General features: G+C 72.4%; 16 protein-coding genes. 5 read left to right on the top strand and 11 right to left on the bottom strand.

Annotation, left to right across the window (positions count from 1 at the left end; translation table 11 throughout):
- Nucleotides 1-16 precede the first annotated feature (16 nt).
- On the bottom strand, nt 17-1,138 hold the full coding sequence (locus AB0950_RS00510) for an SDR family oxidoreductase (protein ID WP_360154716.1): 1,122 nt from the start codon (nt 1,136-1,138) through the stop codon (nt 17-19).
- Between the two features lie 192 nt (nt 1,139-1,330).
- Here AB0950_RS00510 and AB0950_RS00515 point away from each other — a divergent pair, with 192 nt between their 5' ends.
- Both AB0950_RS00515 and AB0950_RS00520 read left to right on the top strand, forming a co-directional pair.
- A complete protein-coding gene (locus tag AB0950_RS00515; protein WP_360154712.1) occupies nt 1,331-2,788 on the top strand; it encodes a zinc-dependent metalloprotease in 1,458 nt (485 codons plus the stop codon).
- On the top strand, nt 2,785-3,306 hold the full coding sequence (locus tag AB0950_RS00520) for an NUDIX hydrolase (protein WP_366777474.1): 522 nt from the start codon (nt 2,785-2,787) through the stop codon (nt 3,304-3,306). The genes AB0950_RS00515 and AB0950_RS00520 overlap by 4 nt, the downstream gene beginning before the upstream one ends.
- Before the next feature lie 56 nt (nt 3,307-3,362).
- On the opposite strand, the gene AB0950_RS00525 is transcribed toward AB0950_RS00520, so the two are convergent.
- The 4 genes from AB0950_RS00525 to AB0950_RS00540 form a co-directional block, all read right to left on the bottom strand.
- Entirely contained in the window at nt 3,363-4,118 is a 756-nt protein-coding gene (locus tag AB0950_RS00525; protein ID WP_360154706.1) for an AIM24 family protein, read from the bottom strand.
- Between the two features lie 17 nt (nt 4,119-4,135).
- Nucleotides 4,136-4,816, bottom strand: a complete 681-nt coding sequence (locus AB0950_RS00530) for an AIM24 family protein (RefSeq protein WP_360154703.1) — start codon at nt 4,814-4,816, stop codon at nt 4,136-4,138.
- Nucleotides 4,817-4,827: 11 nt separating this feature from the next.
- On the bottom strand, nt 4,828-6,648 hold the full coding sequence (locus AB0950_RS00535; protein WP_366777475.1) for a TerD family protein: 1,821 nt from the start codon (nt 6,646-6,648) through the stop codon (nt 4,828-4,830).
- Between the two features lie 129 nt (nt 6,649-6,777).
- On the bottom strand, nt 6,778-7,374 hold the full coding sequence (locus tag AB0950_RS00540; RefSeq protein WP_360154697.1) for a M48 family metallopeptidase: 597 nt from the start codon (nt 7,372-7,374) through the stop codon (nt 6,778-6,780).
- A 345-nt stretch (nt 7,375-7,719) separates the two neighbouring features.
- Here AB0950_RS00540 and AB0950_RS00545 point away from each other — a divergent pair, with 345 nt between their 5' ends.
- Together AB0950_RS00545 and AB0950_RS00550 are read left to right on the top strand one after the other, a co-directional pair.
- Entirely contained in the window at nt 7,720-8,931 is a 1,212-nt protein-coding gene (locus tag AB0950_RS00545; RefSeq protein WP_366777476.1) for a TOMM precursor leader peptide-binding protein, read from the top strand.
- The gene (locus AB0950_RS00550; RefSeq protein ID WP_366777477.1) at nt 8,924-10,366 is read left to right on the top strand and encodes an AarF/ABC1/UbiB kinase family protein; all 1,443 of its coding nucleotides are present in this window, start codon (nt 8,924-8,926) and stop codon (nt 10,364-10,366) included. Before AB0950_RS00545 ends, AB0950_RS00550 begins: the two co-directional genes overlap by 8 nt.
- A 162-nt stretch (nt 10,367-10,528) precedes the next feature.
- Here AB0950_RS00550 and AB0950_RS00555 read toward each other — a convergent pair whose 3' ends face one another.
- From AB0950_RS00555 to AB0950_RS00575, 5 genes are all read right to left on the bottom strand, one after another.
- Nucleotides 10,529-10,741 (bottom strand): hypothetical protein, encoded by a 213-nt coding sequence (locus AB0950_RS00555; RefSeq protein ID WP_360574840.1) that lies wholly within the window; start codon nt 10,739-10,741, stop codon nt 10,529-10,531.
- A gap of 137 nt (nt 10,742-10,878) precedes the next feature.
- Nucleotides 10,879-11,202: a hypothetical protein gene (locus tag AB0950_RS00560; RefSeq protein ID WP_360154685.1), complete on the bottom strand. Its 324-nt coding sequence runs from the start codon at nt 11,200-11,202 to the stop codon at nt 10,879-10,881.
- Nucleotides 11,199-11,567, bottom strand: coding sequence for a WhiB family transcriptional regulator (locus AB0950_RS00565; protein ID WP_023546912.1), 369 nt, complete (start codon nt 11,565-11,567; stop codon nt 11,199-11,201). The genes AB0950_RS00560 and AB0950_RS00565 overlap by 4 nt, the downstream gene beginning before the upstream one ends.
- 172 nt (nt 11,568-11,739) lie before the next feature.
- A complete protein-coding gene (locus tag AB0950_RS00570) occupies nt 11,740-12,063 on the bottom strand; it encodes a hypothetical protein (protein WP_366777478.1) in 324 nt (107 codons plus the stop codon).
- Nucleotides 12,064-12,228: 165 nt separating this feature from the next.
- A complete protein-coding gene (locus AB0950_RS00575; RefSeq protein WP_360154679.1) occupies nt 12,229-14,481 on the bottom strand; it encodes an ATP-dependent DNA helicase UvrD2 in 2,253 nt (750 codons plus the stop codon).
- 185 nt (nt 14,482-14,666) lie between these two features.
- Between AB0950_RS00575 and AB0950_RS00580 the strand changes: the two genes are divergently transcribed.
- Nucleotides 14,667-14,909: a mycoredoxin gene (locus tag AB0950_RS00580; RefSeq protein WP_330337918.1), complete on the top strand. Its 243-nt coding sequence runs from the start codon at nt 14,667-14,669 to the stop codon at nt 14,907-14,909.
- A gap of 112 nt (nt 14,910-15,021) precedes the next feature.
- On the opposite strand, the gene nudC is transcribed toward AB0950_RS00580, so the two are convergent.
- Nucleotides 15,022-15,966 carry an NAD(+) diphosphatase gene (gene nudC / locus AB0950_RS00585; RefSeq protein WP_360154676.1) on the bottom strand — a complete coding sequence of 315 codons (945 nt, stop codon included), beginning with the start codon at nt 15,964-15,966 and terminating at the stop codon, nt 15,022-15,024.
- Between the last annotated feature and the right edge of the window lie 44 nt (nt 15,967-16,010).

The following is a 16,010-nucleotide window of genomic DNA, read 5'->3' on the forward strand; positions in this document are numbered from 1 at the left end:
ACGGCCGTGCGGCGGCTCACACCCGCCGCCGGGCCTTGCGGGCCCGCCGTACGACGGCCGCCGCGCCCAGCAGAGCCACCGTCGCCCCCGCGGCGCCGGCGGCCGTGGCGTCCTTGCGCCCGAGGCGCCGTCCGGCGACGGTGTGCCGCCCGGAGACCTCCTCCAGCAGCTCCGCGAGCACTTCCTCGTTGGTCCACTTCGGCCGCCACCCGGCGTCGTGCAGACGGCTGCCGCTGACCACCCAGGGGTACATGGTGTAGGCCAGGTCGCCCGCCGGGGACGGGGTGAGGCCGATCCGGTGCAGCCGGGCCGCCGCGCCGAGCGCGACCGCCGACGGCAGCTCCATCCGCCGGATCCCGCTCAGCTCCTCGACCTCCTCCTGCTCCAGCCAGCCGTCGCAGCCGACGGCGAGTTCCCCGTCGACCTTCTCCAGGACGGCGTACTCCAGGGCGCTGCACAGGTCCTCGACGTGGCAGAACTGCCACGCGGGCCGGGACCCGGCGACGACCAGCAGGCGCGGCGACTCGAAGTACCGGGTCAGCGCGGTGTCGGTGCCGCCGACCAGCACGGCGGGCCGTACGACGGTGACGTTCAGCCCCGGGTGGGCCCGCGGCGCACGCCGGGCCAGCCGCTCGATCTCCAGCAGGTCCCCCACTCCGGTGGCCTCGGCGGTCGCGCGCAGCTCGGCGTCCTCCGACAGGGGCAGCTCGTTGTCCGGCAGCGCGCCGTAGACCATCGCCGAGGTGCACAGCACGACGCGGTGCACGCCGGCCGCCGCGGCGGCGGTCAGGACGGTCTGCGTCCCCCGGACGTTGTAAGCGGTCCGGGCGGCCGGATCGGTCTCCAGATCGAGGTCGAGCGCGAGGTGGACGACCACGTCGGCGCCGCGCAGCTTGTCCGCGATGGCGGGGTCGCGCACGTCGAGGATGTGCCAGGTGGCGGCGGCGCAGTCGCCGCGCCGCTCGTCGATGGCGACGACCTGCCTGATCTCCTCACAGGCGGCGAGCCGCTCGGTGAGCAGGGCGCCGACGCCTCGGGCGGCTCCGGTGACCGCGACGACGGGCCCGCGCACGGCGGGAGCCGCGGACGGGGTTGAGGGGTTTCGCGCTGCGCGAACCTGAGGATCTGGGGAACTCACCGGGCGTCTCCAGCGGTTGTCTTCAGTACGAGCGCGCGTGACGCGTACGTACCAGGTGCATCCATCCTGCCGCAGGCCTGCCGTGGGCGAAGCACCGAGGCCCGATCGGGTCCGGGTGTCTACGCTGGGTGGTGTTGTCGGGCAGCCGCGCCGCCGGAGACAGACCGGTGGCCTTACCAGCCGAGGATTCCCGTGAGTGACACCCCATTCGGTTTCGGCCTTCCGCCGGAGGAGCCGGAAGACGGCGACGAGGGCAAGAAGAAGGACCAGCAGAGCGGCGGTGGGCAGGGACCGGCCAACCCCTTCGGCTTCGGCGGCCTGCCCGGAGCCGGAGGCTTTGGCGGCCCCGGCGCCGACAATCCGCTCGCAGCGATGTTCGGGTCGCTGAATCCCACCGATCTGGGCGCCGCGTTCCAGCAGCTGGGCCAGATGCTCTCCTACGAGGGCGGCCCGGTGAACTGGGACATGGCCAAGCAGATCGCCCGCCAGACGGTCGCCCAGGGCACCCCGGACGGCTCGAAGGACGCCAGTGTGGGCCCGGCCGACCGCAGGGCGGTCGAGGAGGCCGTGCGCCTGGCCGACCTGTGGCTGGACGACGCGACGTCCCTGCCGTCGGGCGCGGGCTCGGCGGTGGCCTGGTCCCGCGCGGAGTGGGTCGAGGCGACCCTGCCCGCCTGGCAGGAGCTGGTCGACCCGGTCGCCGAGCGGGTCGGCGCGGCCATGGGCGACGTCCTGCCGGAGGAGATGCAGGCCATGGCGGGCCCGCTGATCGGCATGATGCGCTCGATGGGCGGCGCCATGTTCGGCACGCAGATCGGGCAGGCCGTCGGCGTCCTCGCGGGCGAGGTCGTCGGCTCCACCGACATCGGCCTGCCGCTCGGCCCGGCCGGCAAGGCCGCGCTGCTGCCGGCCAACGTGGAGGCGTTCGGCAAGGATCTCGGCGTGCCGCAGGAGGAGGTCCGGCTGTACCTGGCGCTGCGCGAGGCCGCCCACCAGCGCCTGTTCGCGCATGTGCCGTGGCTGCGCTCGCACCTGTTCGGCGCGGTCGACGGGTACGCGCGCGGGATCAAGGTCGACACGGCCAAGCTGGAGGACGTGGTCGGCCAGTTCGACCCGCAGAACCCCGAGCAGCTGCAGGACGCGCTGCAGCAGGGCATGTTCCAGCCGGAGGACACGCCCGAGCAGAAGGCGGCCCTGGCCCGTCTGGAGACCGCTCTGGCGCTCGTCGAGGGCTGGGTGGACGCGGTGGTCCACGCGGCCGCGAAGCCCCGTCTGTCGTCCGCCGACGCCCTCCGGGAGACCCTGCGCCGCCGCCGGGCCACGGGCGGTCCGGCCGAGCAGACGTTCGCCACGCTGATCGGCCTGGAGCTGCGCCCGCGCCGGCTGCGCGACGCCTCCCGCCTGTGGGCCTCGCTCACGGACGCGCGCGGGGTCGACGGCCGGGACGGCCTGTGGGCCCACCCGGACATGCTGCCGACGGCGACCGACCTGGACGACCCGGACGGCTTCGTCCACCGCGAGCAGCTGGACTTCTCCGAGCTGGACAAGATGCTCGGCGAGGCCGCGGGCGGTTCCCAGGCCAAGCCCGACCTGCGCAAGAAGGACGACGGCGAGGCCGAGGACGACGACAGGGACGACGACACCGAGTGAGCCTCCACGACGACGCGGTCCTCGTGCTGAAGGAGTACGGGGACCAGGAAGAGCTGCGCCAGGCCTACCTGGACCACCTGCAGGCGCACCCGGACGGCATGTGGAAGGCCTGCGAGGCCGGGCACCTCACGGCGAGCGCCCTGGTGATCGACCCCTCGCGCGGACGGGTGCTGCTGACCCTCCACAAGAAGATCCGGATGTGGCTGCAGATGGGCGGCCACTGCGAGCCGGAGGACACCTCCCTGAAGGCGGCGGCCCTGCGCGAGGCCACCGAGGAGTCGGGCATCGCCGGGCTGACCCTGGTGACCGGTGGCCCGGTTCGGCTCGACCGGCACCCCATCCCGGCACCGTGCCACTGGCACTTCGACGTGCAGTACGCGGCCGTGGCACCGCCCGGAGCGGTCCAGGCGATCAGCGACGAATCCCTCGACCTGCGCTGGTTCACCTACGACGAGGTGCCCGGCGTGGCCGACGAGTCGGTCGTACGCCTGCTGGAAGCGACCCGCGCCAGGCTCTGAACGTGTGTAAGGGGCGACCGCATTGAAGGTCGCCCCTTACGTCGCTTGCTGGACGCTCAGCTCCAGACGTTGCCCTGGTTCTGCCCGCGCGCCCCCTGCTGCCCCATGCCGAACTGCGCGGCGAGGCCCTGCCCGATCACCGCGTTCTGCGGCGGCAGCAGCTCGCTGGGCTGGACCAGCGCGAACCCGGATCCCATGAAGCTCAGCTCCCAGCCCTCACCGGTGTTGCCGCGCCGGCGCCACACCCCGGAGGAGTGCGTCTGGGCCTGCATCTGCACGCGCAGCCCGGTCGACCAGGCGACGATCGCGTCCGCGTCGCAGTTGACGTACTTGTCCGGCGTGACCTGCATCAGCAGCGGCGCGCCCGAGGTCATCAGGGCGACCCTGCCGCGCCCGGTGATGTTCAGCTGGTACTTCCCCGAGCCGGAGATGCCGTAGAGGCTGTCGACGGCGACGACCTCGTAGTGCAGCGAGGAGTCCATGGCGAGGACGTAGGAGCTGTCGACGGTCAGCCCGTCCTGCTCGACGTCCATGACGTGCACGTGCTGGGCCAGGTTGGCGAGGTACACCGTGCCCTGCCCGTGACAGCGCATCAGGTCCAGGCCCTCGCCGGTGTACGCACGCGCGCGTGCCTGGCTGTTGCTGCGGTACTCGGCGTCGAACTCGACCAGGCCCTGGTAGGCGACCATGGTGCCCTTGCGGGCGAGGATGTCGTCGTGGCCCTCCAGGGTGACCCGGAGCAGCTGCGCGTTCTGCAACGCCCAGCGCTCCTGCGTCTGGAGGTCGTTGTACGCGAAAAGCGGGCTCTGCATGACTTTCTGACTCCCCCTCAGCCCCGGAACCGGAGACGGTCGGTGCTGTCCTCGCTGGGCTGGACGACGACGATGCCCTGGCCGGAGAAGGCCATCTGGTAGGCCTCGCCGCTGCCCCGGCCGATCAGCGACTGCGCCTTGAAGCTGCGCTTGCCCTTCACCTTGAGGTTGGGCGACCAGGCGACGAGCGCGTCCGGGTCGACGTACGTCTCGTCCTCGCCGCCCCCGCAGTCGACGACGATCGGCGTGCCCCGGGAGGTCAGCGCGACCCAGCCCTGCCCGGAGATCTTCGTGTTCCACAGGCCCTGCCCGGCGAACTTGGCGAGCCCCTTCACCCGCTCCACGCCCCAGGTGAGGTGGGCGTCGAAGGCGAGCAGGTTGGTGGCGTTGACGGAGATGCCGTCGCCGCCCAGGTTGATCACGACGACGTCGGCGCCGTAGTCGGCGAGGTAGAGCAGTCCGTCGCCGGAGCACTTCATCAGCGGCGCGCCCTCGCCGGTGATCCAGTCGCGGGCGATCTGGCGGACGGCCGGCGGGTTCGGCTCGTACTGGACGAAGCCTTCGTAGGCGACCATCGACCCCACGCGCGCGAGGAGGTCGTTTCCGGTCTGCATGGCGACCTTCAGCATGTGGCTGCCGTGGTTCTCCATGCGGGCGGTGACGGGTGCGGGGGCGAAGCCCGCGAGCGGCTGGTTCATGACGGGCTCCTTCAGACCTCGTAGGGCTGGACGACGATGAAGTTGCCGGGAGCGCCCCGGAACTGGAGGTTGACGCTCTCGCCGGTGTCGCCGGGGTAGGCGTTGCGGCGCATGCGGACCTGGCTGGAGACGATCACCTGGGAGGCGGCCGACCAGGCCACGACGGCGTTGCAGTCGGCGAAGGTGGTCGGCGTGACCGGCAGCACCACGGGGGTGCCGTGCGTCTTGACGACGATCGTGCCGGTGCCCTGGAACTGCATGGTGAACAGCGCGCCGCCGGGGATGCCGTGCCCCTCGATGCGGCGGACCTCGTACTGGAGGCTCTCGTCGAAGGCCAGGACGTTCTCCGCGGACACGCAGATCGCGTCGCCCTGCAGCTCCACGGGGTGCAGATGGGTGGCGTTCTCGGCGAGGAACACCTGTCCGTTGCCGGTGCAGCGCATCAGCTGCATCTCCTGGCCGGTGGCGTTGCCGACGATCCGCCCGGCGAAGCCCGCGCCCTTGTAGCCGAAGTCGACCTTGCCCTGGTACAGCACCATGCTGCCCTGCCTGGCCAGCACCGGCTGCCCGCCGGCGCCGAGGTCGACGCGCATGAGCTTCTTGTTCTGCTGCGTCCAGCGCTGCCCGGTCGGCGTCTCCTTGTACATCTGCAGCGCGGCCGTGATCCCGGCCCCGCCCTGCGGCGCGCCCTGCGGCACCGCGTAGGCGCCGGGCTGCCCGCCGGGGATCTGCCCGTAGCCGGGGGGCATGGGCGCGGTCGGCGGGGCGCCGTGGGAGGGCGGCTGCTGGCCGTAGCCGGGCGGCATCGGCGCGGTCGGCGGGCCCCCGTAGGGCTGCTGCTGGGGCGGCCGGCCGTACGGCTGCTGCGGGCCGGGGCCGCCGTAGGGCTGCTGGGGCGGCTGACCGCCGTACGGCGCGGGGGCTGGGGCCGGCGGAGGGACGGTGCCGCCGACGGGCGGGGTCATGGGGGCGATGACCGTCGGCGCGGCGTGCACGTCCGGCGCGGGTGCGGGCGCCGGTGGCGGGGTGTGGCCGGGCGGGGTCTGGCCGGGTGGGGTGAAGGCTTGCGGGGGCGTGGCTCCGGGCGGCGGGGCGAAGCCCTGCGCGGCGGGCTGCGGCGCGGGGGCCGGGGCGGGCAGGTCAGCCGCGGGGGCGGGGGCGGCCGGGGCAGGGGCGGGGGCCGCCGGGGCAGGGGCGGGGGCGGCCGGTGCTGCGAACGGGGGCGGGGTGGTGGTCTGGGCGGGCGGGGCGAAGCCGGGGGCGGCTGCGGGCTGCGGCTGCTGCGGGGCGGCGGGCGCCTCCTCCTCCAGCACCTCGCCGCCGAAGTTCTTCAGCAGCGCCTCCAGTCCGCCGTCGAAGCCCTGTCCGACGGCCGCGAACCGCCACACGTCCTTCAGGTAGAGGTCGCCGAGCATCACGGCGCGCTCGGTGGAGAACTCGGCACCGCTGAACGAGTAGCGCGCGACCTCCTCGCCGCCCGCCACGATGCGCAGATATCCGGGGGCGATCTGCGACATCTGCCCAACGCCGTCGATGGTCGCCGTGAAGGACAGCTTGTGGATCTGCGGCGGGATCCGGTCCAACGTGACCCGGAACGACTCGGTGTCGCCCGCCTGGGCGCCGAGCAGCTGGATGGACTCCTCCGGGGACTTCGGCTGGTTGAAGAAGACGAAGTACCGGTCGTCCGAGAGGCGCTCGTCGGCGTCCAGACCGAAGCAGCTGATGTCGAAGGTCAGCCCGGGGGCGGAGATCTGCACGCCTACGTACAGATCCGTGCCCGCCGTGAGGTCACTGATCCTGGCCTTGTGGCCGCGTTGGAATTCCCTGGCCATGCGTAACGACCGTCCCCCATCCCGAATGCGAGTGCGTCGCGTCAGGCTAACGGCTCGGTCCGGGATCGGACGCAACCGGTACAGACCCGGTACACAACCGCGCCCGGAGACGGACGGACGGCCGACGGCTCACTGCCTGCGCGCCCCGGGCACATGCGGCAGCCGTTCCGCCGCGACGACCCCTTCGAGGTAGCCGCGGGCCCGCTCGGTGCGCGGATACGCCTCCAGCAGCCGCCAGAAGTCCGGCCCGTGACCGGGGACCAGCAGATGGGCCAGCTCATGGCAGAGGACGTAGTCGACGACGTACTCGGGCATCCCCTGCAGCCGGTGCGAGAGCCGGATGCTGCCCTCGGCCGGGGTGCACGAACCCCAGCGCGTGTTCTGGTTGGTGACCCAGCGCACGGAGGCAGGCCGCGCCCGGCCGTCGAAGTACTGCGCCGACAGCCGCTCGGCGCGCTGGGCCAGCTCGGCGTCGCCGAGCAGCCGCCTGCTCTCCTGGGCGGCGAGTTTGTCGAGCATGACGGTGATCCAGCGCTGCTCCTCCGCCTTCGACATGCGGGCGGGGATCAGTACGACGGTGCGATCGCCCTCGCGGTACGCGGAGACCGTCCGGCGGCGCCGGGAACTCCTGCGGACCTCGATCGCGCTCGCCCCCGAGCCGCCGGGCGGCTGGCTCGTCGTGCTGCGCTGTGGCATTCCGGCGCGGTGCAGTGGGTCGGCGGGCACGCCCCGACGTTACCCGCTGGGCATGGCCGAAGTCCCGGCTCCGGAACGGTTCGATGCCGATCCCCACCATGCGTTTGATTCCTATGATTCCTGCGACTGATCCGCACATCCGGTTTATCCGGTTTACCGGGCTCTGCTCGCCCTTCCCGCCGGCTTCACCCTGCCACCGTCACGCTGTCAGCTTGTACGACCAATACCCCCAGCCTGTGGATAACTCTCGGCACCGGGCGCCCGGACAGGGCATGCTGGCAGGCGTCGGCGGAACATGACCGGTTCCACCGGCGAAGCGCTGTTCCGGACGTTCCAGGCGGTCCGGGATGCTTTCAACGGATACGGGGGACCGTCATGCATCCGGTGGTGAAACCCGCGCTGCGGCGCGGCTGGCGTGATCGCGACACCGTCCAGTTCGGGATGACACCCGCGCACGCGCTGACACTGGGTCCAATGGACTCCGCGACGCGCGACCTCCTGGACCTGTTCAACGGCACACGCGGGCTGCCGCTGCTGCGCGAGGAAGGCCGCCGCATGAACCTCCCGGCCGGCCAGATCGACACCCTGCTGGAACGGCTGACCGGGGCAGGCCTGATCGACGACGCGCGCGGCGGCGGACCCGCCGCGGACGCGCTGCGCCAGAAGACCGACGTCCTGCGGCGGCTGCGCCCCGACCTCGCCGCGCTGTCCCTGACCACGGCCGAGCCGGGCGGCGCGCTCGCCCGGCTGGCCGCCCGCCGCGCCCTGCGCGTGCAGGTGCGGGGCGCCGGGCGGGTCGGCGCGCTCCTGGCGTCGGTGCTGTCGGGCGCCGGGGTCGGCGAGGTCGACGTGCGCGACACCGGCCGCGTGGAACCGTGGGACGTGGCGCCGGGCGGGCTGCCCGCCGAGTCGGTCGGCGGGCGCCGGGACAGTGCGGCGCGGGCCGCCGTGCGCCGCGCGGCACCCGACCGCCCACCGCGCCGCGCCGACTCCCCCGGATCCAGCGCCCCGGACCCCGGACACGCCCTGGTGATCCTCACGCCCCGCGACGACGTGGCCGTGCACGCCCCCGACCCGGCCGACGCGGAGCCGCTCCTGGCCTCCGGCACGCCTCACCTGTACGCGGGCGTCGTCGAGGGCACCGGTGTCGTCGGGCCGCTCGTCCTGCCCGGCGAATCCGGCTGCGCCTGCTGCCTGCACCTCGACCGCACGGACCGGGATCCGGCCTGGCCGCGGCTGACCGCCCAGTGGCGGTGCGCCAGGTCCCGCCGGGTCGGGGCCTGCGATGTGACGCTGGCCACGGCGGTCGCCGGACTGGCCGCGGCACACGCGCTCGCCTTCCTCGACGGGCACGCGCCGTCCAGCACCGGCGCCCGCTGGGAGGTCTCCGCCCCCGCTCTGGACTGGCGGACCCGGCCGGTCCGGCCGCATCCGGCATGCGGGTGCGGCGCTGCGGACAGACCTAAAGGGGAGCACTCCTCAACCGACGGCGCGGCACGCGCGACAATGGCGGTGCGACGGCCGTCGACGCAACGACGCACAGCGGGCGCGGCGCGGCCGACTGTGACTTGGAGGGCGCATGTCTGATCTTCCCCGGAAGGCGGTCACCCGGACCGCCAAGCTCGCCGCGCTCCCGCTCGGCTTCGCCGGCCGGGCCACCTGGGGGCTGGGCAAGCGGATCGTGGGCGAGTCCGCGGAGATCGTCGGCCGGGAACTGCAACAGCGCACGGCGGAGCAACTGTTCAAGGTGCTGGGCGAGCTGAAAGGCGGTGCGATGAAGTTCGGGCAGGCCCTGTCCGTCTTCGAGTCCGCGCTGCCCGAGGAGATCGCCGGTCCCTATCGCGCGGCCCTGACCAAGCTCCAGGAGGCGGCGCCGCCGATGCCGACCCGCACCGTGCACGGAGTGCTCGAGCAGCGGCTGGGTGAGGACTGGCGCGATCTGTTCGAGGAGTTCGAGGACAAGCCGGCCGCCGCGGCCTCGATCGGCCAGGTGCACCGGGCCGTGTGGCACGACGGTCGGGAAGTTGCGGTCAAGGTGCAGTACCCGGGCGCCGGCGAGGCCCTGCTCTCCGACCTCGGCCAACTCAGCCGTTTCGCCCGTCTGCTGGGGCCGCTGATTCCCGGCATGGACATCAAGCCCCTCATCGCGGAGCTGAGAGACCGGGTCTCCGAGGAGCTGGACTACGACCTGGAGGCCCAGGCCCAGACCGCGCACGCGGAGGAGTTCGCGGACGACCCCGACGTGGTGGTCCCGGCGGTGGTGCACCAGTGCGAGCAGGTCCTGGTGACCGAGTGGATCGACGGCATCCCGCTGTCGGAGATCATCTCGGACGGCACCCCCGAGCAGCGGGACCGTGCCGGCCAGCTCCTGGCCCGGTTCCTGTTCTCGGGCCCGGCCCGCACCGGCCTGCTGCACGCCGACCCGCATCCCGGCAACTTCCGGCTGCTGCCCGGCGGCCCGGCCGGCGAGGACGACTGGCGCCTGGGCGTGCTGGACTTCGGCACCGTCGACCGGCTGCCCGGCGGACTGCCGTTGCCGATCGGCGTCTCGTTGCGCATGACGCTGGACGGCGAGGCCGAGACGGTCTACGAACTCCTCTGCGAGGAAGGCTTCGTGAAGGAGTCCATAGAGCTGAATCCCGACGCGGTCCTCGACTACCTGCTGCCGATCATCGAACCGGCGCGCGCCGAGGCGTTCACCTTCAGCCGCGGCTGGATGCGCAACCAGGCCGCCCGCATCGCCGACCCGCGCTCCCCCGCGTACCAGCTGGGCAAGCGGCTCAACCTGCCGCCGGCCTATCTGCTGATCCACCGGGTGACCCTGAGCACGATCGGCGTCCTGTGCCAGCTCGGCGCGACGGTACGCCTCCGGGACGAGCTGGAGGAGTGGCTCCCGGGTTTCGTCTCCGAGAGCGCGGAGGTCACGGCGGTCACGGGAGTCACGCAGGTGAGCGACATCACCGAGGTCCCTGATGACACGGATGACGACATGCCCGGGGAGGAGTCCGCGGCGGAGGCGTGATCCGGGGGGCCGGCGGCCCGGGGGCCCTGGGACCAGGCGGCCCGGGGGCCCGGGATGCTTGCGATCGAGGGATCCGGGGTGCCTGCGATCGGGGGACGCGTTGCCTTGAAAGAGGGGGAGGGGAGGGAGGGGGCAGGGGGGAGGGGCCCCCGGAGAGTCGGTTCACCACCAGGAAGAGTCCAGGCGGCCCTCGATCGCTCTCAGGTTCTGCCTGGAGCAGGTGTCGCAGAAGTACTGGCGGACGCCGTTCTCCACGGAGCAGGTCCAGGTGGCCGGTGGGGGGCCGTCGGCGGGGGTGCCGCAGCGGGCGCAGACGTGGATGCGGCGCTCCGGGGTGGAGCCGCCCTGATCGCTTCCTCCGGGAAGACTCGTCACCTGGCGACCATAACTCCGCCGGTGGCCGATCGCCGCACAACGCACCGCGGGGGCCGGTCCGTTCGGCCGGACCGGCCCCCGCTCACGAAGACTTCGCCTCCCGGGCCGGGAGGCCGCCGCTTCGGCTGGCGTGATCGTTACTGCATGACGGCCATGGCGAGCGCGCGCCGGGCGCGCAGCGAGGCGCGCTCGGCCCGGCGCTGCATGCGCTGGGCTACCGCCAGGCGCATGGCCCGGCGTTCCCGCGTGGCGTCATGGAGTCGCTCGTGCATATGCGCACGAGCCAGGGCTTCTTGCATGAGTTGCATCTCTCGGGTCCTGTTCTGGCGCGCTTCGGTCGCGCCGGTGGTGGTGACGTCTTCGGTCGCGGAGCCTGCGGGCTCGTTGGTGGACGGCTTCATCGGGGCCTGCTTCTGGGGGTCGTGCGTGAGGGGGCGGTCGATCGTTCCTGTGGTGTTCATGCCGTGACCGGGTTCTTGCGCGGGCGGCCACGCGGCCGCTTCCGGGCGACGACGACACCCTGGACGAACAGCTCGCCACCCCAGACGCCCCAGGGCTCACGCCGCTCCTTGGCGCCGGCGAGGCAGGCCTCGATCAGCGGGCAGGTGCGGCAGAGGGACTTGGCGTACTCGACGTCCGCGGGCGACTCGGCGAAGAAGACCTCCGGGTCGTAGGAGCGGCAGGGGACGGGTACGCCGAGGTTCTCGATGGCGTCGTCGAGCGCGGTGAGCGCGGTCAGGGGGGTCAAGGTGGAGTCCTCCGTGAGGCCGGGCGGGGGGATCGTTTGCGAAGGCGGTACGGACGGGGCGTGCGCTTCGAGTTGCACGGTGTGTCTTCCTCGTCTGGTCGTTCCGGCCGGTTGACCGGGTGTCGGCTTGGTACCGGGTTCTTTTCTTGTCCCGGGGCCCCTTCGCTCCGTCGTCCCCGTTCGGGGAAAACAGAAGGGCCGCGGATCCCGGATGGGGTTCCGCGGCCCTGAAGGCGCCGGCCTGATCGGATCAGGCTGGATCACTCCAGGGTTCTGGCCCACGGAAGGCCCACATCAGGTGGTGCTGCGTCGTCGTCTGCTTCCGGAATCCGGCACCGGCCGCCGCAAAGGCATAGGCCTGCGCCTGTGCCGCTACCGCTTCCAGTGCCTTGGTCGGTCGCTCATTGCGCTCGCGGACGGGAAGGCCCGCGAGAGCGTGGGAGGACGCCGGACGGACGGCACGAATGCCGGACAGACCGGTGCCCTGGTGGGAGGCGCCGAGCATGCACAGGGAGGCGGCCGAGCGATCGGTCAGTTTGGCCGCGCTGATGGTGCTGGTGTTGATGCTGATCACTGGACTCGCCTCCTCTCGGCGTCTTCGGGGACTGGGGTGAGCCAGTCCGCTCGGGTGTGCAAGTACATCACGGAACCAGGGTCTTGGAGAAGGCCGCCGCTTCCGTGCCTAGAACCTATGGGGATTGCCGGGGCCCGCGCAAACTATTTTTTCGACGAGTTCGCATCAGTCGTCCTCGTCGCCGGCCCCGGTCTCATGGCCTGCGCAGATGGCCAGAACGTCGGGTCCGTAGCTGCGCAGCTTGCGGCTGAGGACGCCTGGGATGCGGGAGAGTTCGGCGGGATTTTCCGGCCGTGCCTCGGCGATGGCCATGAGGGTGCGGTCGGTGAAGACGCAGAAGTCGGGCTGTCCGGTGCGCTCGGCCTGGACCGCGCGCCACTCCCGCAGCCGTTCGTAGAGTGCTTCGTCCATGTCCGACGGGCAGTCCTCACAGCGCATCAGCTTCATCTCGCCGGCGTCGGTGAGGGTGCGGCCGCAGACCCGGCAGCGGGCGGGGGTGCGCTGGGCGCGCCGGGGGGCAGGGGTGGGGCTTCCGGCCGTGCCGTGCTCGACGCCTCCGGTGGTGGCGGCGCCGGTGCGGCCGACGGTGGCGGTGGTGCCGGGGCGCAGTCCGTCGAGGAAGCGGCTCGGTCTGCGGTTGGGCCGGCCGCCGGGCGAGCGGGACAGCGCCCAGGAAAGGTGGAGCCGTTCCCGCGCTCGGGTGACGCCGACGTAGAGGAGCCGGCGTTCCTCCTCGATCTGCTCGTCCGTTCGGGCGTAGCTGATGGGCAGCATGCCCTCGGCGATGCCGACGAGGAAGACGACGTCCCATTCCAGGCCCTTGGCCGCGTGCAGGGAGGCGAGGGTGACGCCCTGGACGGTGGGGGCGTGCTGGGCGTTGGCCCGTTCGTCGAGTTCGGCGACGAAGTCGGCGAGGGTGGCGCCGGGTCTGGCGGCGGCGAGGTCCTGGGCGAGGTTGACCAGGGCGGCGAGGGACTCCCAGCGCTCTCTGACCGCGCCGGAGCCGGCCGGGGGCTGGGTGGTCCAGCCCTCTCCGGACAGGACGGCACGCACCTGGGAGGGCAGGTCCACGGCGTCGTCCAGCAGGGAGTCGTTGCCGCCGAAGCGGGCCGCGCCGCGCAGGGCGATGCCGGCCTTGCGGATTTCGGGCCGGTCGAAGAAGCGTTCGGCGCCGCGCAGCTGGTAGGGGACGCCGGCGTCGGCGAGGGCCTGCTCGTAGGTCTCGGACTGGGCGTTCGTACGGAACAGGACGGCGATCTCGGCGGCGGGGATTCCCGCGTCGATCAGCTCGCGGATGCGGCGGGCGGCGCCTTCTGCCTCGGCGGGCTCGTCGGTGTACTCGGTGTAGACGGGCTCGGGGCCGGGGGCGCGCTGGGAGATCAGTTCCAGCCGGTGGTCGGCGGCGCGGCCGCGGGCCTGGGCGAGCAGGCCGTTGGCGAGGCGGACGACCTGCGGGGTGGAGCGGTAGTCGCGGACGAGTTTGACGACGGTGGCGCCGGGGTGGCGGGCGCGGAAGTCGAGCAGGTGGTCGGGCGTTGCTCCGGTGAACGAGTAGATGGTCTGGCTGGCGTCGCCGACGACGCACAGGTTGTCGCGGTCGCCGAGCCACAGGTCCAGCAGCCGCTGCTGCAGGGGGCTGACGTCCTGGTACTCGTCGACGACGAAGTGCTGGTACTGGGCGCGGACCTGGTCTGCGATGTCGTGCCGGTCCTGCAGGATGGCGACGGTCAGCAGCAGGACGTCCTCGAAGTCGATCACGGCGCGGTCGCGCTTGAGGTCTTCGTAGGCGGCGTAGAGGTGGGCGATCTCTGCGGGGTCGCGCGGGGTCTCGCGGCCGGCCTTCGCGGCCGCGTACGGGTAGTCGGCGGGGATGGTCTGGGTGACCTTGGACCATTCGATCTCGGCGGTGACGTCCCGCAGCTCGCCCCGGTCGAGCCGGGTGCCGAGGCTCGCTGCCGCGTCGGCGACGAGCTGGACCTTGCGGTCGATGAGCCGGGGCATGCTGCCGCCGACGGCTTTCGGCCAGAAGTACTGGAGCTGGCGCAGGGCGGCGGAGTGGAAGGTGCGGGCCTGGACGCCGTGGGCGCCGAGCTGGCGGAGCCGGCCGCGCATCTCGCCGGCGGCGCGGTTGGTGAAGGTGACGGCGAGGACGCTGGAGGGCTGGAGGATGCCGGCGCGTACGCCGTAGGCGATGCGGTGGGTGATGGCCCGGGTCTTGCCCGTGCCCGCTCCGGCCAGGACGCACACCGGGCCGTGCAGGGCGGTGGCGACCGCGCGCTGCTCGGGGTCGAGCCCGTCGAGCACCGCGTCGGCAGAGTCCGGTGCCTGCGGGAAGAGGGTGGAGTGCGTTGCTGCTGTCACACGGCCATGCTGCCAGGTCGCCCGGGACTGCCGTGCCGGTTGTCCACAGGCGGGCATAGATGGTCGTACTAATGCGGCAGGTGTCACAGCCGGCCTGTGGATATCCCGGCAGTGGCGGGAACACCCCTGTGGGAACAGTCGGCGGCCGGGTGGGCTGGGATACCCCGGGTGGGAATGGCCGGCGGCTCGCGTACGTTCTCTCCCCGTACGACTTTCCGAGCTGCCTGAGGAGCGCGAGAGACATGCAGGGCACTGTGACGATGTACAGCACGACTTGGTGCGGGTACTGCCGGCGGCTGAAGAGCCAGCTGGACCGGGAGGGCATCGCCTACACCGAGATCAACATCGAGCAGGACCCCGAGTCCGCCGCTTTCGTGGAGAAGGCGAACGGCGGAAACCAGACGGTCCCGACCGTGCTCTTCGCGGACGGCACGACGCTGACGAACCCGTCGCTCGCCCAGGTGAAGCAGAAGCTCGCGGCGTGACGCGCCGCGGGTGTCCGCGGTGATCGCAGCCGAGCAGGGCGGCCCCTGACCTGATCAGGGGCCGCCCTGTCGTGTCCCGGCCCTGCTGCGGGTTACACGAAACGAACGCGGGTCACACGAAGCTGCGCGTCGGCAGCGGCTTGCCGTACCACATCTCGATCAGGCGGGCCGCGATGGAGATGCCGTAGGGCGGCAGCACCTCGCCGGACTCGAAGGCGTCGTGCAGTTCCTCGCGGGAGAACCAGCGGGCCTCGTGGATCTCGTCGCCGTCGACGTCGATCTCGGTCGTGGTGGCGCGGGCCATGAAGCCGAGCATCAGGCTGGAGGGGAAGGGCCAGGGCTGGCTGGCCACGTACTCCACGTCCCCGACGGTGACGCCGACCTCCTCGGACACCTCGCGGCGCACGGCCTGCTCGATGGACTCGCCGGGTTCGACGAAGCCGGCGAGCGTGGAGAAGCGGCCCTCGGGCCAGTGGACCTGGCGGCCGAGCAGGATGCGGTCGTCCGCGTCGGTGACGGCCATGATCACGGCCGGGTCGGTGCGCGGGTAGTGCTCGGCGCCGCAGGCCGGGCAGCGGCGGATGTGGCCGGCGGCGGCGATGACCGTGCGTTCGCCGCAGCGGGAGCAGAAGCGGTGGGTGCGCTGCCAGTTCTCCAGGCCGACCGCGTGCACCATCAGCCCGATGTCGCGCGCCGAGAGCAGCAGGCCGGCCTCCCGCAGCCCGGCGGGGCGGGCGGACTGGTCGATGCGGCCGGGCAGCGAGTCCTTCTGCAGCGCGAAGTAGCTGACGCCGTCCTCGCCGATGCCGAGGAAGTAGCGGTGCGCCTCGGTGAGCGGGGCCTCGAACGACGGGGTCATGACGAGTTCGGTCCGGCCGTCCGGTGTCTCGTCGATGAGCACCTGGCCGCCGGAGACGACGAAGCAGCGGGTCGTGGGGTGGCTCCACGCCGCCGCGAGCCAGGCCTCGTCGAGCCGGTGGTGGGCGGCGCGGTCGATGCCGCTCGGGGCGGTCAGCGAGATGGGTCGGTCGGCTGTGTCGTCGGTCCAGGTGGTCACGGATGCTTCCAATCCCCCAGTGCGGCGGTTCGTTCGGCGGGCGG

The sequence above is a fragment of the Streptomyces sp. NPDC007189 genome, from assembly GCF_040703635.1.
GTDB lineage: Bacteria > Actinomycetota > Actinomycetes > Streptomycetales > Streptomycetaceae > Streptomyces.

Excerpts from the sequence above, each read along its gene's own strand:
- AB0950_RS00550 (WP_366777477.1), top strand. The coding sequence starts at position 8,924 with ATGTCTGATCTTCCCCGGAAGGCGGTCACCCGGACCGCCAAGCTCGCC.
- AB0950_RS00575 (WP_360154679.1), bottom strand. The coding sequence starts at position 14,481 with ATGCCCGCCTGTGGACAACCGGCACGGCAGTCCCGGGCGACCTGGCAG.
- AB0950_RS00535 (WP_366777475.1), bottom strand. The coding sequence starts at position 6,648 with ATGGCCAGGGAATTCCAACGCGGCCACAAGGCCAGGATCAGTGACCTC.
- AB0950_RS00560 (WP_360154685.1), bottom strand. The coding sequence starts at position 11,202 with ATGAACACCACAGGAACGATCGACCGCCCCCTCACGCACGACCCCCAG.
- AB0950_RS00580 (WP_330337918.1), top strand. The coding sequence starts at position 14,667 with ATGCAGGGCACTGTGACGATGTACAGCACGACTTGGTGCGGGTACTGC.
- AB0950_RS00530 (WP_360154703.1), bottom strand. The coding sequence starts at position 4,816 with ATGAACCAGCCGCTCGCGGGCTTCGCCCCCGCACCCGTCACCGCCCGC.
- AB0950_RS00525 (WP_360154706.1), bottom strand. The coding sequence starts at position 4,118 with ATGCAGAGCCCGCTTTTCGCGTACAACGACCTCCAGACGCAGGAGCGC.
- AB0950_RS00545 (WP_366777476.1), top strand. The coding sequence starts at position 7,720 with ATGCATCCGGTGGTGAAACCCGCGCTGCGGCGCGGCTGGCGTGATCGC.